Annotated in this window: 12 protein-coding genes and 1 tRNA gene; 6 read left to right on the top strand and 7 right to left on the bottom strand. The window is 65.4% G+C overall.

Annotated features, from left to right (window positions below):
- Positions 1-375, bottom strand: a 375-nt coding sequence (locus tag R1101_RS0107210; RefSeq protein ID WP_026002985.1) for a transcriptional regulator, incomplete at its 3' end; no start/stop codon positions are given.
- A gap of 264 nt (positions 376-639) precedes the next feature.
- Between R1101_RS0107210 and R1101_RS0107215 the strand changes: the two genes are divergently transcribed.
- Positions 640-710, top strand: a tRNA-Gly gene (locus R1101_RS0107215).
- 154 nt (positions 711-864) lie between these two features.
- Positions 865-2160, top strand: a complete 1296-nt coding sequence (locus R1101_RS30125) for a MarR family winged helix-turn-helix transcriptional regulator (RefSeq protein WP_157179126.1) — start codon at positions 865-867, stop codon at positions 2158-2160.
- A gap of 579 nt (positions 2161-2739) precedes the next feature.
- Here the strand turns inward: R1101_RS30125 and R1101_RS30885 are convergent.
- The 6 genes from R1101_RS30885 to R1101_RS0107245 all read right to left on the bottom strand — a co-directional run bounded on the left by R1101_RS30885 (position 2740) and on the right by R1101_RS0107245 (position 6782).
- The gene (locus R1101_RS30885) at positions 2740-3021 is read right to left on the bottom strand and encodes a hypothetical protein (RefSeq protein ID WP_232284695.1); all 282 of its coding nucleotides are present in this window, start codon (positions 3019-3021) and stop codon (positions 2740-2742) included.
- Between the two features lie 41 nt (positions 3022-3062).
- Positions 3063-3407 (bottom strand): Arm DNA-binding domain-containing protein, encoded by a 345-nt coding sequence (locus R1101_RS30890; RefSeq protein WP_026002987.1) that lies wholly within the window; start codon positions 3405-3407, stop codon positions 3063-3065.
- Between the two features lies 1 nt (position 3408).
- The gene (locus R1101_RS26060) at positions 3409-3843 is read right to left on the bottom strand and encodes a recombinase family protein (RefSeq protein WP_016932784.1); all 435 of its coding nucleotides are present in this window, start codon (positions 3841-3843) and stop codon (positions 3409-3411) included.
- A gap of 163 nt (positions 3844-4006) precedes the next feature.
- Positions 4007-4696, bottom strand: a complete 690-nt coding sequence (locus tag R1101_RS0107235; protein ID WP_016932785.1) for a TetR family transcriptional regulator — start codon at positions 4694-4696, stop codon at positions 4007-4009.
- A gap of 63 nt (positions 4697-4759) precedes the next feature.
- Positions 4760-5677: an ABC transporter permease gene (locus R1101_RS0107240; protein WP_016932786.1), complete on the bottom strand. Its 918-nt coding sequence runs from the start codon at positions 5675-5677 to the stop codon at positions 4760-4762.
- Positions 5670-6782 (bottom strand): ABC transporter permease, encoded by a 1113-nt coding sequence (locus R1101_RS0107245; RefSeq protein ID WP_016932787.1) that lies wholly within the window; start codon positions 6780-6782, stop codon positions 5670-5672. The genes R1101_RS0107240 and R1101_RS0107245 overlap by 8 nt, the downstream gene beginning before the upstream one ends.
- Positions 6783-7003: 221 nt before the next feature.
- Here R1101_RS0107245 and R1101_RS0107250 point away from each other — a divergent pair, with 221 nt between their 5' ends.
- The 4 genes from R1101_RS0107250 to R1101_RS26065 form a co-directional block, all read left to right on the top strand.
- On the top strand, positions 7004-8017 hold the full coding sequence (locus R1101_RS0107250; RefSeq protein ID WP_037222436.1) for an ABC transporter ATP-binding protein: 1014 nt from the start codon (positions 7004-7006) through the stop codon (positions 8015-8017).
- A complete protein-coding gene (locus R1101_RS0107255; protein ID WP_016932789.1) occupies positions 8017-9006 on the top strand; it encodes an ABC transporter ATP-binding protein in 990 nt (329 codons plus the stop codon). Before R1101_RS0107250 ends, R1101_RS0107255 begins: the two co-directional genes overlap by 1 nt.
- Positions 9006-10616 (top strand): ABC transporter substrate-binding protein, encoded by a 1611-nt coding sequence (locus R1101_RS0107260; protein ID WP_016932790.1) that lies wholly within the window; start codon positions 9006-9008, stop codon positions 10614-10616. The genes R1101_RS0107255 and R1101_RS0107260 overlap by 1 nt, the downstream gene beginning before the upstream one ends.
- Positions 10617-10682: 66 nt before the next feature.
- Positions 10683-12938 (top strand): arylsulfatase (locus R1101_RS26065; protein ID WP_016932791.1); only part of this gene is annotated, 2256 nt, incomplete at its 3' end.

Genomic DNA, 12938 nt, shown 5'->3' on the forward strand with positions numbered 1-12938 from the left:
GGCCTGGCTGACGGAGAACATGATGCGGCCGAGCCGGGGGTCCTCCTCGATCTCGTGGACGATGTTCTCGACACCTGCGCGGACGATGACGCGGTCGTCGCCGGTCGGTGCGGCCGTCACCGCGGCCATCGTGCTCTCGGCAATGCGCTGGACCACGTGGTCGTAGACGGCTTCGGTCAGCTCGTCGCGGTCGGTGAAGCTCTCGTAGAAGTAACGCGACGCCAGGCCGGCGCGCTTGCAGACGCCGCGGACGGACAACGTGGGCTCGCCCTCGGCGGCGCCGAGGAGGTCGAGGCCGGCCTCGACGAGCTGGGCTCGTCGATCGGCCTGCCGTTCCTCACCTGCGCGTCCACCGTAGAGCCGTCCAGTCGTCATGAGTCCATCTTCGCAGCGTTCGACCTTCACGCCCTAACCCGCTCCGACCACGAGCACGTTCACATGACGGCAGGTGAAGGGGACGCGACGCCATGTTTTGGCACGACATTGCAAGTGCCACAGGAAAACTATCGAGTACTTCTTGCCGGCACCGGGCGGCGGATCCGGACGGGACGGTCGCTCGTCCACAGGCCCTGCGGGTCTGCTACAGTGTGCTCCGAAGCTTTGGGCGGGAGTCGATGAAAATCGGCGAACGCCCAGCGTGCCGATGTAGTTCAATGGTAGAACATCAGCTTCCCAAGCTGAATACGCGGGTTCGATTCCCGTCATCGGCTCCCCTGAAGGCCCTGGTAGGCGCATCGCGCAGACAGGGCCTTCGTCGTTCACGAGTGAGCCGGTACCTCCGTGGTACCTCTGGCGCGGTCACACCATCCGCTGCGCCCGTGAGATGATCCGGCGAAGGTCAAAACACCATCGAACGGAGCGACTGTGAGCGTCTGGGAACGACTGGGGTTCAGCGACAATCTCTATGCAACGCCCCCACTCCCAGGGAACGCCGAGGGCTCGATGCTACTGGTGGGCCGCGATGCGGAAGTCGAAGAACTACAGGACCACTGGGCGTCATATGACACGCACGCCTCGGTTGAAGGCGCAAACGGCGTGGGGAAAACTAGCCTTGTTGCAGTTGCCGCCTTTCGCGACATGCAAGCTCGGCAGGCGGCTCGCAAGCCAATAGTAATTCCACTTGACGAAGTATTCCAGCTTACGGCCGACACGTCTGAGTTGGATTCCAAAATTTATTACTCCATCGCAAGAACACTATTGGCGAATGAAGATTTTCTATCTTCTCTCGGTTATGCCGTGCCAAAGTTGTCAGAATTGCGCTCATGGATGGAGTCGCCGGTAATTAAGTCGGGCGGTGGGAACGCATCCATTCTTGGAATCGGAGGCGGCGGCGCCTACGGCCGCTCAATAAACACATCTGCGGGATTTGCGAATTCTGGCTTTCAAGAACTTGTTCACGCTTCACTTCGGGCCATATTTCCGAACAAGTCTGCCGGTGCGTTGATCGGAACCCTCGACAATATGGAATTACTTTCCACTTCCAAAGATGCGCGGCGCAGGCTCGAGGAGATGCGCGACAGCACGCTAGCAATTCCAGGAATTCGCTGGGTGCTATGCGGATCTAACGGAATTGTACGAAGTGTCGTCGGCTCCCAGCGGCTTACCGGAAGAATTGCGGACCCTATCCGCCTTGAACCTCTTCGAATGGAAGACACTCCAGTTGTAATCGAGCGGCGTATAGATCAGTATCGACTGCGCAATGACGCCGAGGCTCCAGTGGAACCTGAAGGATTCGAGTATCTGTACTCGATCATGAATAACAATTTGCGAATTGCACTCAAACATGCCGAACAATTTACCCGCTGGTACGATAAAAACGCACGCGGAAGTGATTCAAAGACTCGACGCCAACTGCTCGAAGTGTGGCTAACTGAGCAAGCCGATGAATACGCGCGGGACACATCCGTCACTCCAAGGCAGTGGCAGTTATTCGATGAATTAGCCGTATTTGGTGGAAGGTGCAGCCCGAGCGAATACGAACATTTCGGCTTCGCCAGTAATCAAGCGATGCGCCCTCATGTCAAAGCTCTGGAAGAGGCAAACCTTGTTATCAGCGCAATCGATGAGGACGACCAGCGCCGACGCACCATCGAGATAACAGCAAACGGCTGGCTTGTCCGTTACCAGCGAAATGGGTATCAGGTGGAAGCCTCCGCCTAACCACGCAAACGCACCACGTTGCGCCATCCGCGACGGGCTGGCCCAGCGCGGCCATCGCATCGGCGTGATCATCGGTGAATAGATGCGCGTACACGCTGAGTGCGGTGATGACCTTGGCGTGCCCCATGAACCGAGCGATCTCCAGCGGCGGTACACCGCTTTGTAGGACGTCTGGTGCCGGAGCAGAGCGTGCCAGTCCAGCGTCAGCCGCGCTTCGGCTTCGTCCACAGTGAGCGCGGCCAGTGCGTCTTCCGCCTTGGGGACTACCCGTCACCCTTCTCGTCAGTGGCCTTCTTGCCGGTGGGCTTCTGCGCGACCAAAGTGCCAGCCGGGAACAGCGGCGCAGTGGGTTCCTGGCGGCGGGGGTGTCGTGCCAGGTAATCGCGTAGCAGGTCCACGGTCACGGGCGTTAGAGGGACTCGTCGCCGGCTCCCCCGCGTCTTGGGGGGGTGTCGTACACCAGTTGACTGTCAACAGTGATGACGGTCCGCCCCACCCGCAGGGTTCCCGGCTTGGGGCGCGTTGGGGTCCAGCGACCGCGCGGGCAGGTCTACGTTGCCCACCTGCAACCTCGCCAACTCAGCCGCGCGCAGACCAGCCCACTCGACCACATGCACCAGCACGTTGTACGGCCAGGGCGTCGCCGCTGTGAGCGGCCCGCACATGCTCCGCTGTGAGGAACTGGTCCGGGTCGTCCACGACGCCGTGCACTCCCCCGCTGGTGCTGTGTTCGCTGGGGAGCTTCACGTAGTCGGCTGGGTTCTCAGTGAGGCGTCCGTCCACCACGGCCTGCGCCAGCACCATCCTTACGACGAAGTACGCGTGCCTCACGGTGGACGGCTTCTTGCCTGCGGCCACCATGCGCTGCACCCACTCGCTGATCTGCTGCCGGGTGATCGCGTTCAGCGGGTAGCCAGCGAATGTAGCCGCGATGGACAGCTCACGTGTAGCGATGGGCCGCGCGTTTTGGGGCGCAGCAGGTTCTCGTACTCGGCGCGGGTACGCGGCTTCAGGTCGTGACGGGAAGCCAACCACTCTTCCGCCGCAGCACCGAACGTCATCGCTCCGGCGCGGTGGTCCCAAGCGCTGCCGCGCCGCTGGGTGTAGTCCACCTCGTTGGCGTAGGTCTCGGCGTCCTTCTTCGTGGTGAAGCCGCCCTTGCTGCGTTGCTTGCCGTCCGGCGTCCGGTATTTGACTACGTAGCGGGTCTGGCCGGTGCTGGTGGTGCGCTTCTGCACGTGTGCCATGTCAGGCCACCGCCTTCTCTTCAGCCAGGCGACGCAGCACACGCCGCACCGACGAGTAGTGCCACGTATCGCCTCCGGTGGCAGTGGGGATGCCTTCTTCGGTGAGGCGTGCGGCTATCGCCTTCGCCCCGAGCCCTTCTGAGCATAGGATGTGAATGCGGCGCTGCGCGCTGGTGCTAACTAGTCCCGGCTCTCCCCGCTTCCGCTTGGTGTCCAGGGCCTCGCGAGTACGGGTACCGATCTTGCGCCGTTCTTCAGCGGCCATCGCCAGGAGGATGTCCGCCGCGAAGCGCTGGCTGGGTTCGCCGCTGTCTGCACCTTCGCAGTCCATCAGCCGCCAGCCGTAGCGTTCGGCGCGCTTCATCAGTTGGGCGGCGTCCAGCTGGTGCCGCCTCCCGCAAGCCCTGACCGACCGCAACCCGGTCCACGTCGTCACGGTCGAGACCGAAAATGCGGCGGGCTGGTGATGTCCTGGTCCCGAAGGACGATGACTTTCCATTCGAGGTGCGGCCTCGACTCGACGCCCTCGGCGTTCGAACACATCCCGCGCGTGCCGAACTCGAGGGAACATCCTCCGATTTCCCCCTCCGACAACGTGCTCAGAGTTGTCGACTTCTTCCTTCGATCGTGGAGATCGCCACGGCGTCGTCGGCCGAATCCATGGGTGAGCAGGGAGCTTCGAGCGCGGCCACCGACATGTCGATTACGTGGTGCACGGTCTCGGCGAAACTTGCGTGCGCGACGGGGTTGTCGTCCGCGCAGCGTTGCTCGAAGACCGCGAGTGCCGACACCCCCATGTTGAGCATCAGGTCCACCCGGGCCACAGCCACCCGACGCGGCAGGTGGTCGAGGACGTCCATCAGTCGCCGGGATACTTCCCGGCTGCTGACGGAAATCGCGGCCAGATCCGGTGCGTCGAAGTCCAGAGACGGCGTCACCCGGACCAGGAACTGCGCGTAGTAGGAGCCGACGCCCCGTTCGGCGATGTAGTTCGCCAACGGCACCAGCACGGCCTCGACGAGCGCGCGCACGTCCTGGCCTCGGCCCTCGTCGTCGATCGTGGCGAGGAACTCCTCGCGGGCGGCGTTGACCACCGCCATGCGCCGACGGAAGACCTCGAGGATCAGTCCGTCCCGGCCGCCGAAGTGGTACTGCACGGCCGAATTGTTCTTCTGACCGGCCGCCGACGCGACGTCGCGCATGGATACTCCGTCGAGACCGCGTTCGGCGAACATCCGTTCGGCGACTTCGATCATGGCATCCTTGGCGCTGCCGCGATTCGACATCATTCTCCCGCCCTGCTGAATCGGTGTCTCGACTATCGCGAATTGTACGACCAGCTCCGCGCCGCCCTAGAGCTTGCCGGCGGTCGGGTCCCACATTCTTCGCGCGGTTTCCCCGATCCTGTTGAGTGAGAACACCGTCAGGAAGAGCGCGGCACCGGGAACCAGAACCAGGTACGGATACTCCTGGAACTCGCTCTGACCGGCGGCAATCATATTTCCCCACGTCGGTTCCGGGCGCGGAATGCTCAAGCCCAGGTAGCTGAGGGAGGCTTCGGCCACGATCAGCACGGCGACCACCATGAAGCTGTACGAGAGCACCGGCAGCACCAGGTTCGGCGCGATCTCCTTGACCATGATCCGTCGATTGCTCGCACCCAGAGACCTTGCCGCCGTGACGAACTCGCGTGAACGCTGGCTCATCGTGTTGGCTCGCACCAGTCGGACGTAGGTGGGCACGACCATGATGCCGAGCGCGATCGCGACGTTGCGCACGTTCGGCTCGAGGATGGTCACCAGCGCCATCAGCAGAATCAGCGGCGGGAACGCGAGCATCGTGTCGCTGAGCACCGAGACCACGGTGTCCGTGCGGCCGCGGAAGTAACCGGCGATGATCCCGATTGCCCCGCCGACCAGCACGCCGCACACCACTCCACCGATCCCGACGACCAGCGAGACCCGCGCCCCGTACATCAGGCCACCGAGGAGGTCGAGGCCTTGGCGGTCGGTTCCGAGGGGATTGGCGGACAGCAGGTTCGGCGGCTGCATCGACGGCGTGAGTAGAGCTTTCGCGGGGTCGCGGGACTCGCTCAGTGGTAGCCAGTCTGCGATGACGGCGGCGACGGCCACCAACGTCAGCCATGCCAGCGCCAGTGCGGTACCCAGGTCGAGCCGGGGGGACCTGCGGGTCTTGCGGACCGTGGTTTCGACGGTGGGGGCCGCGGGTCCGGCGGTCGGGACGGTTTCGGAGGTCAGGATGTCAGGCACGGCGGATCCTCGGGTCGATGGCGGCGTATCCGATGTCCACGAGCGCGTTGATCAGCACGTAGACGAGGGCGATGACGAGCACCCCGCCTTGGACGACGGGAAAGTTCTTGAGCTGGACGGCTTCTACGATCATCGTCCCCATGCCCGGGAGGTTGAAGATGGTCTCGACGACAACGGTGCCGCCGATGAGCCGGCCGAGGCTCACGCCGGCGATGGTGATGAGCGATACCGCCGACGGCCGCAACGCTTCCCGCACGAGAACGTGCCCGGCAGGCATGCCCTTGGCCTTGGCCGAGAGCACGAAGTCCTGCTGCAGTGTCGAGATCATGTCGGTGCGCAGCACCCGGGTGAAAATCGCGATTTCGGTCAATGCGAGGGTCAGGGCGGGCAGGAAGATCGTTCGCAGGTTCTCCGCCAGGCCCGCCGGGTCGGTGAGCCGGGAGAATCCCTGCCGCGGGAACTCCGGCAGGAAGTACCCGATTGCGCACAGCACGACGGCAGCTCCCATACCGGTCACCAGCGCCCGGCCCCAGAGGGCCCCGAGTTCGCCGCCGGCGCCGCGCCGACGGAAGGGCCCGAGTGCTATGACCGCACCGATGAGGATTCCCGCACCGGCGATGATCTGCTGGGCCAGAGAGTGGTTGAAGACGAACAGATAGATCAGGAGCAGTCCCGCGAGGAAACTCGGCGTCGAGATCAGCGCGAAGGACGCCGCCGAGGAGACCCGGTCGAACGCCCGTCCTGCGCGGTAGGCGGACCAGACCCCGACCGGCACGGCAATGGCCAGGGACAGCACGATCGCCACCAGCGCCAGTTCCAGGGTCACCGGCAGTCTGGACATGACGATGTCGACGACGTCCTGGCGTGGCGGCAGTAGTGAGGTGCCCAGATCGCCGGTCAGTGCCGACCCGGCCCAATCGAGAAACCGCTCGGTGACGGGTGCGTCGAGGGCCAGTTCGGCCCGCACGGCCTCGTACTGCTCGGCGGTGCCACTGGGTCCCACGACCGCGGCGGCAGGGTCACCCGGGGTGAGTTCGAGGATCAGGAAGGTCAGCGTGGAGACCAGCGCCACCACGACCGCGACATGGGCGAGTTTGCCCAGCATATAGCGAAGCAAGTAAGGGGCCCCTTCCGGGAAAAGTCGACGCGACGACGCATCAATGCAGTGCATTAAACAGAGCGGGAGTTTTCTTGACAACCCCCGTTACGTCGGTGACACTCAACACACTCTTTGGTTAAGAGTGCTTCTTAACACTGATGTGGCGGCGGCGTGGACGTCCGTCTCACCGAGCAATGATCTTCCGCCTCAGCAACGAGGAGAACTCGATGTCCGACCCCGCACCGTTGCTATCCGTCACGAATCTGCGCACCACCCTCGACACGCCGGCAGGCACTCTGGTCGCCGTCGCGGACGTCGACCTGACCCTCGAACGCGGGCAGAGCCTCGGCATCGTCGGCGAGTCCGGATCGGGCAAGTCGATGCTGGTCCGCTCGATCATGGGCATCGCACCGTCCGCCGCAACGGTGCACCCGGACAGCCTGGTCGTCTTCGACGGCCGGGACGTGACCCGCCTCGACCGCACGCAGGCCCGGCACTTCTGGGGCACCGAGATCGCGATGATCTTCCAGGACCCACTGACCTCCCTGAACCCGGTTCGCACGATCAACAGCCAGATCACCGATCCACTGCGATTCCACCTGGGCCTCAGCCGGAAGCAGGCCCGGGCCAGGGCACTCGAACTGCTCGACATGGTCCGCATCCCCTCGGCGGCCGGCCGACTCGACGAGTATCCCCATCAGCTCTCCGGCGGCATGCGCCAGCGAATCGGCATCGCGATCGCGCTGGCGTGCGATCCCACCCTGCTGATCGCCGACGAGCCGACAACAGCTCTGGACGTGACCGTGCAATACGAGATCCTCGAACTGCTCCACTCCATCCAGGTGGAGCAGAAGATGGCGATGATCCTGGTCAGCCACGATCTCGGCGTCGTCTCCCGGTACACCGACCGGATCGCAGTGATGTACGCCGGTCGGTTGATCGAGACCTCTGCGACAGCCGGTCTGCGCGGAGGGGCACGGCACCCGTACACCGAAGCACTGCTCGCCTCCATCCCCCGCATCGACCTGCCGCCGCACACCCGCCTGCAGGCCATCGACGGACGACCGCCGGACCTGCGTCGCCTCGACCCGGGCTGCCGGTTCGCGCCGCGCTGCGGGTACGTCCGGGACCGCTGCCGCACCGAGGAACCGCTGCTGCATCACGACGACCGGATCGAACATCGCGCCGCGTGCCACTTTCCTCTCGGCTCGTCCGACACCGAACTGATCGGAGCGCACTGATGGCCGGCACCGGAACGGCGCACCTGCGCGAGGACGCCGTGGTCACCCTCGACCGTATGGTCGTCGAATACCCCACCGCGAAGGGTGTCGTACAGGCTGTCTCCGGCATCAGCCTCGACCTCGTACACGGGGAGACGCTCGGCCTGGTCGGCGAATCCGGCTGCGGCAAGTCCAGTCTCGGACGCGGCGTGCTGCAGCTGCCGGCGCCGACCTCCGGTTCGGTCCGGCTGCGGGGCATCGACCTGTGCACGCTCACCGGGGCCGCCCTCAAGGAGCAGCGCCGATACATGCAGATGGTGTTCCAGGACCCGATCTCTTCGCTGAACCCCCGCCGCAAGGTCGGCGACATCGTCGCCGAGGGCCTACGGATCCAACGCCGCGAGATGTCGCCCGACGACGTCACCAAGGTTGTCGACGACATCCTCGAGGCGGTCGGTCTCGATCCTGCCGGTGCCCGCACCCGGCGCGCGTCGGAGTTCTCCGGAGGACAGTGCCAGCGCATCGCCATCGCGCGCGCCCTGATCCTCGAGCCGGAGTTGCTCGTGTGCGACGAACCGGTCTCCGCGCTCGATGTCTCGGTGCAGGCGCAGATCCTCAACCTGCTCGAGGACATGAAGGATCGCTACGGCCTGACCATGCTGTTCATCTCCCACGATCTCGCGGTGGTGCGCAACATCAGCGACCGGGTCGCGGTGATGTACCTGGGCAAACTGTGCGAGGTCGCGCCGACGCTCGATCTCTACGACCGGCCCGCGCACCCCTACACCCAGCTGTTGTTGTCGTCGATCCCCACGCTCGACGACGAGCCGATGACGCCCGTCCGCAAGGTCGACGCGGAACTGCCCTCCCCACTCGATCCCCCGTCGGGCTGCCGTTTTCGCACCCGCTGCCCCTTGGCCACCGACCAGTGCGCCGTCGTCGAACCGGAACTGCGCGAGGTGCGGCCCGGTCACTATGTCGCCTGCCACCACCCCCTGTTGGAGAACTGATGAAGTCGATCACCAAGACCACCACTGCGGCCGTCGCCGCGGCCCTGCTGCTCGCCGGTTGCGGATCGGGCGGCGGCTCGACCTCCGCCTCCGGCCCCGAGCGCGATGCCACCCCCGTCGACAACGGTGAGCGGTGCACCGCTGAGCGGGTCGGCGGCACCATCTCGATGGGCGAGTACTTCATGCTCCCCACGTTCGCGCCCGGGCAGGGCGGCTTCGGAACCCGCGGCGGCGCCCAGTCCGCCGCGGTGTTCGACCGGCTGATGCGCTGGGATCCGGTCACCAACGACTACACCCCGAAGATGGCGGAGTCGATGACGGCCGACGAGACCAACACGGTGTGGACTCTCACGCTGCGGCCGAACGTGCGGTTCAGCAACGGCGACCCGGTCACCGCCGAGGCCGTGAAGTTCAGCGTCGAGCTGCACCGCGACCCGGCCCTGCGCTCGAGCGCACTCCAGGACGTCTCCTCGATCACCGGCATCGAGGTCGTCGACCCGACCACCGTGCGGTTCACCCTCGACGGTCCCTGGACCACCTTCCCCTACGTCCTCGCCGGCCCCGCCGGTGAGGTGGTCAATCCCGCCGTCTACCGGTCGATGCCGGCGGACCAGTACGCGCTGAACCCGGTCGGCGCGGGCGCCGGCGCCTATACCGTCAAGCGCAATGCCCCCGGTGAAGAGCTGCTGCTCGAGCCGAACCCCGACTACTACGGCGGCCCGGTCTGCACCTCCCTGCGGTTCGTGATGGTGCCCAGCGCCCAGGCCACCTACGATGCGCTGACCACCGGTGAGCTGCAGGTCGCGTTCCTGCGCGAGGCACCGATCATCGCGAAGGCCAAACAGGACGGCACCGAGGGATTTTCGGAGCTTGCCAACTCCGGTAAGATCCTCAATCTCAACAACGGCAACGGCGGGTACACCGGCATCACCACCGACGTCCGGGTACGCAAGGCTATCGCCGCGGCGATCGATCCCGCATTGATCGACAAGCGCATCAACGGCGGCACCGGTGATCCCGGGTCTTCCCTGCTCAGTGAGCGGTCCACCCTGTTCGACGGCACCGCAGGCCCCGCGTACGACCCGGAGCAGGCCGAGAAGCTGGTGGCGGAGGTCAAGGCCGAGACGGGTTGGGACGGCGGCCTCGAGATGCTCATGGCCTCGACCCCCGAAGGCACGGAGCAGGGCATCGTCCTCAAGGCCCTGCTCGACGCGGTCGGCTTCGATGTCACGATCAGCAACGTGCCCGTCGCCCAGGTCACCGCACAGAGCTTCCAGGGCGACTTCGAGGTGGGCACCGCCGGCATGGCACTGCGGGATTCGCAGCCGTACGCGGCCCTGGCGAGCTTCCTGGGCACCGGCGGTTCGACCAACATGACAGGCTTCGGTCTCCCCGAGTTCGACGCGGCCGTGGCCGAACTCAAGGCTGCCTCCAGCGTCGACGAGCAGAAGCAGATCATGGGCGAGATCCAAACGATCATGAACGAGCACCAGCCGATCGTCAGCTACGGCGCGGTCGAGGAGTTCGTCGCCGTCGACCCGACCGTCAAGGGGGTCGTCCCGACCCTGAACACGGTCATGTTCTTCGACGGCGCGTACCTCGAGAAGTAGTAGACGCCTTCACCTTTCCCCACTCGGGCGTGTTCCATAGTCCGCCACTCGCAGAGAAAGCACCCGATGACCGCAGAGAACACCGAGTTTCCGGGCCGGATCACGTCGAGCCTGTCGACCTCCCAGCCGTGGTGGCCGCCGCGCACGCAGGCGCCGGCCGATGCACCGAACGTCGTCGTGATGATCGTCGACGACATGGGATACTCCGACATCGCTCCCTTCGGCTCGGAGATCCCCACCCCGCACCTCGATGCCGTCGCAGACGAGGGCGTCCGGATGTCGGACTTCCACGTCACTTCGATGTGTTCGCCCACCCGCGCCGCGCTGCTGACCGGGTGCAACGCGCATGCCGTCGGTGTCGGCGCCGTCTGCAACACCGACCCCGGGTTCCCCGGTTATGCGGGGGAGCTGCCGGCCGACCAGCCGACCCTCGCGGAGATGTTGCGGGGCAACGGATACAGCACGTTGATGATCGGCAAGTGGCACTTGTGCAAGGAAAGCGATCTCAACGCGGCCGGGGACCGGCATTCCTGGCCGCTTCAACGTGGATTCGACCAGTTCTACGGGTTCCTGGAAGCGCAGACCAACTTCCACCATCCGCACCAGCTGTACGAGGGCAACAATCCACTGCATGTCGACGAATACCCCGAGGGCTACTACCTCACCGACGACCTGACCCGGCGTGCGACCGAAATGATCTGCGACAGTGTCGCATCCGACCCGGACAAGCCGTTCCTGCTGTACTACGCGCACGGCGCGGTGCACACCCCGCTGCACGCCAAGGCATCGCACATCGAGTCCTTCCGCGGAACGTACGAGGAAGGCTGGGAAGCGATCCGGGACCGCCGGTTCGCCCGCCAGCAGGAACTGGGCCTGATCCCCCGGTCCGCCGACCTGGCCCCACTCGACGATCCCACCGGGCCCGACGTGCCCGCCTGGGCAGATCTCGGCCCGGACGGGCAGCGTCTGGCCGCTCGGTACATGGAGGTCTACGCCGCCATGGTCACCTCCATCGACGAGAGCGTCGGCCGGATCCGAGAAGTCCTGAGTCGGCTCGGCCAACTGGACAACACGGTCTTCGTGTTCCTCAGCGACAACGGCGCAGCCGGCGACGGCGGCACCGACATCGGCGTGTTCAACCATCTCGGCAACCTCGACCGATCCACCAAGCGCACTGTGGCCGAGCGGATCCCGGTCGAGCTGGCGCGGATCGACGAGATCGGAGGACCCACCTCCTGGCCCGCCGTCCCGACAGCCTGGGCGACGACCTCGAACACCCCGTTCCGACGGCACAAGTTCAGCACTTTCCGCGGCGGCCACCAGGTGCCGTTCCTGATCTCCTGGCCGCGCGGCCTGGACGGGGTGGGCGGCGGGATCCGGCACCAGTACGCGCACGTGACCGACGTGGTTCCCACCCTGATGGACCTGATCGGACTTCCGGTCACCGTCGAACGGCACGGCCGTCGCGGTCGCGACCTCGACGGGGTGAGCCTGGTCCCGGCCCTGCGTTCGGCCGACCACCCCTCCGATCACCGCGAGCAGTACTACGAGTCCTTCGGCGAGCGGGCCTACCTGCGAGAGGGCTGGGAAGCGGTCTCGATCCGCACCCCGCTGACCCCGTTCCGCGACGACCGGTGGGAATTGTTCGAACTGTCCGACGATCCGACCCAGTGTCGCGACCTGGCCGCCGAGCATCCGGATCGGGTGGCGGAGCTGGTGCGGGCCTGGGAGCAGGCCGCGGGCGAGAATCAGGTTCTACCGATGGCGGACGGCACCCCACTGCACTGGTTCCAACGCCCGCCTCAGGAGCAGCGGTTCACCCGGCCGGTGACGCTGTTGCCGTGCACCCCCACTCTCGAACGCTTCCGGTCCGGTCACCTGATCGACGGCCGCTCGTTCGAGATCGTGGTGGATCTCGAGGCCTTCAACCCGACCGACAGCGGTGTCCTCGTCTCGCACGGCGGCCAGGAGGGTGGCTACGTCCTGTACATCGAGGATGGATACCTGCACTTCGTGGAGAACGCATTCAGCCGGATGATCGAGGCACCACCGGCACGACTGCCGGAGCGGTGCAGCCGCATCACCGTCGCCGTCACCGCACCCGGCAAAGCCCGCTGGTCGGTGGAGATCCGCATCGACGACGAGGTCGTGACGACGTCCGACGACTTCATCCAGCTGTCCTGGCTGGTGCCCTACAACGGGATCAACGTCGGCATCGCCCGTCGCTCCCCGGTGTCCTGGGAACTGGCCCGCAAGTACGGCACCTTCCGCTACAGCGGACGAATTGCAGGCGTCACCTATACCCCGGGCGACCTGGCCCCC

The sequence above is a fragment of the Rhodococcus sp. R1101 genome, from assembly GCF_000278445.1.
Lineage (GTDB): Bacteria > Actinomycetota > Actinomycetes > Mycobacteriales > Mycobacteriaceae > Rhodococcus > Rhodococcus gordoniae.